Below are 318 nucleotides of genomic sequence, written 5' to 3' on the forward strand. Positions count from 1 at the left end.
ATTCACTTTTGGTTTGCCGTTCTTATCCGGCTCGTTGGGATGATGCCAGTCGTTATCCGCTGCAATAATAATTTTGGTGTCCGACCAACGTTCCCGAACCACTTTGGAGACAGAAAGTAAATTGCCCGCATCCAGCGCCGCCAGAACTGCACCTTTATATAACTGACTGACAGTGAGTGCCGTAGCATAGCCTTCGGTAATGATCACCGTATCGGTGTTTTCTTCCAGTTCTGAGACAGAAATGAACGCCCCTTTTTTCTGGCTGCCAGACAGTAATTTTTTCTCTCCATTGGATTTAATAATCTGCGCACCTGTTAC

The 318-nt window shown here is 46.2% G+C and carries 1 protein-coding gene; it reads right to left on the bottom strand.

The features are described 5' to 3' along the window. Positions 1–318: toprim domain-containing protein (locus tag AAC147_RS08105; RefSeq protein WP_047686289.1), on the bottom strand; the 318-nt coding region annotated here is incomplete at both ends.

Origin of the sequence: Xenorhabdus sp. NBAII XenSa04, from assembly GCF_963866145.1 — a bacterium.
In the GTDB taxonomy this organism is placed as follows: domain Bacteria; phylum Pseudomonadota; class Gammaproteobacteria; order Enterobacterales; family Enterobacteriaceae; genus Xenorhabdus; species Xenorhabdus indica.